The 2,414-nt window shown below is 56.4% G+C and carries 2 protein-coding genes; both read left to right on the top strand.

Annotation, left to right across the window (positions count from 1 at the left end):
* The first annotated feature begins 136 nt into the window (after positions 1–136).
* Positions 137–1,603, top strand: coding sequence for an IS21 family transposase (gene istA / locus LWH94_RS19005; protein ID WP_232903286.1), 1,467 nt, complete (start codon positions 137–139; stop codon positions 1,601–1,603).
* Positions 1,600–2,355 (top strand): IS21-like element helper ATPase IstB, encoded by a 756-nt coding sequence (gene istB / locus LWH94_RS19000; RefSeq protein ID WP_213480218.1) that lies wholly within the window; start codon positions 1,600–1,602, stop codon positions 2,353–2,355. Before istA ends, istB begins: the two co-directional genes overlap by 4 nt.
* Positions 2,356–2,414 lie beyond the last annotated feature (59 nt).

The raw sequence follows: 2,414 nt of genomic DNA, 5'->3' as shown, positions 1-2,414 counted from the left end.
TGTTCGGCGACAATTAGGATGACCGGTTAACGACAATTATCTTGGCCGGTTGGGTGTAACAATTGGCCCCTTGTTTTCCATGGTGGAGCAAAGGGTGCCAGGCCAACACATAACCAACCGACAAGAGGAGCTGTTCATGCAGCACCGACAAAATGGCGCAAGCCAGGAAGTGGCTGCCGCCAAGGCGGGTATTTCCGTTCGATCCGGACGACGTATCGAGACCTCAACACAAAAGCCCCGCGTTAACACCGAGCGGCAGTGGCGCACACGGGAAGATCCCCTGGAGGCCGTTTGGGAGACAGAGCTGCTCCCTCTGCTAAAAGCCAAGCCGGATTTGACCGGAACAACCCTGCTGGATTATTTGCAAGAGCAGTATCCTGAGCACTACGACCAGACCATTTTGCGCACACTGCAACGCCGGGTGAAGCAATGGCGAGCACTGCATGGGCCGGAGCGTGAGGTCATTTTTCGCCAGCAGGCCGTTGTGGCACAGCAGGGGTTCTCTGATTTCACGCACCCGGATAACCCGATTACGATTCAGTTCAAGGCCTTTCCACACCTGCTCTATCAATTTCGACTGGCCTACAGTGGCTGGCGCTCGGTCACCGTGGTTCAGGGCGGTGAGAGTTATGCAGCTCTGGCGACGGGGTTGCAGCGAGCCCTTCAGCAGGCTGGTGGCAGCCCTGTTGAGCACCGCACGGATAGTTTAAGTGCGGCACGCAATAACCGTCAGAACGTTTGGACAGAGGCTTACAGTGAGCTGTGCCAGCATTACCGCATGACGCCCACCCGGAATAATCTGGGGCAGTCTCATGAGAACGGTGTGGTGGAGTGCGCCAACGGCTCGCTCAAGAAGAGGCTGGCACAACAGCTGTTACTGCGCGGCCACAATGACTTCGAGAGTATCGAGCAGTACCAGGAGTTTATCGATGGCGTTGTCGGCAAGCTCAACCAACGCAACCGGTCCCGTGTGCTTGAAGAACAGGCCGCCTTGCAGCCACTGCCGGAGTTTACAGCGGCGGAGTATCAGACGCTCCACCTCAAGGTGACACGCAGCTCAACGATCGAAGTCCGACGTGTTGTGTATACCGTGCCATCGCGGCTGATTGGTGAGTCGGTGCAAATCAGGCTGCATCACGACAAGCTCGTGTTGTTCGTCGGTCAGCAGCCGGCACTGACCTTACCTCGCGTGTATCCGAAGGCCGGCGATAACCGCGTCCGCAGCGTCAATTACCGGCACGTGATCTGCTCGCTATCCTCCAAGCCACAGGCCTTCCGTTACTCTCAGCTGCGTGATGACCTGCTCCCGGACGACAACTACCGCGAACTCTGGCAACTCGCGGATGAGCATCTTGAACCCCGTGAAGCCTGCAAGTGGATCGTGACCGCCCTTCGACTGGCCTTCGAATACGATGATGAACAGTCGCTGGGGGAAGACCTGTTGATAGAAGCCCGGGCCGGCCGGTTCGCGTCAATTACCGAGATCCAGTCACGCTACCTTCGCGGCAATCCCGATCTCGAATTCTCAGCTTCAAGTCAACACACCCTGGTCAGTTATGACGACTTGCTGTCTTCGATCCGCAGCCAAGAGGCGTCGATATGACCGACTCCGTCGCCTTGCTGCTTAAAGAACTGCGTCTGCCGGCCTTCCACCGTCACTATCAATCGCTCTGGGAAACGGCTATTGAAAAGAACTGGTCACACACGGATTACCTGGCAGCCTTGTGTGAGTACGAACTCTCAGACCGCTACCAGCGTCGCACCCAGAAATGGCTACGGGAAGCCAAGCTTGCTGCCAACAAGACGTTCTCTGCGCTGGATCAAAGTGGCTTTAGCCGCCCATGCAACGCCGCACTGGCGAAGCTGCAACAAGACAGCGACTGGGCACACCATGCCGATAATGTGCTGTTGATTGGTCCCAGCGGTACCGGCAAAACCCACATCGCCAATGCCCTGGGCCATCAACTCACCGAGCAGGGCGTGCGTTGCAAACTGTTCCCTGCGATAGCGCTGGTTCAGCACCTACAGCAGGCCAAGCGCGATCTCGACTTGATGACCGCCATGACACGCCTGGATAAATACCGAGTCATCATCATCGACGACATAGGCTATGTAAAAAAGACGGATGCAGAAACCCAGGTGCTGTTCGAGTTCATCGCTCACCGCTATGAGAGTGGCAGCTTAATCGTCACAGCCAACCAGCCCTTTAGCGAGTGGGATCAAATATTCCCGGACAGCATGATGACAGTAGCGGCCGTAGACCGGCTGATACACCACGCCACCATTATCGAATTAGAGGGGGAAAGCTACCGACGACAGCAACAGCTTAAGCAGGCTGGAAAGAGTAAAAAGTAAGACCACCCAACCGGCCATCATAGTTGTCGCGGACCGGACAAGATAGTTGACGCCAGACA

Source organism: Marinobacter sp. G11 (assembly GCF_021282325.1).
Lineage (GTDB): Bacteria > Pseudomonadota > Gammaproteobacteria > Pseudomonadales > Oleiphilaceae > Marinobacter > Marinobacter vinifirmus.
The sequence above is the reverse complement of the archived record's forward strand: the minus strand, read 5'-3'. Positions and strand labels throughout refer to the sequence as shown.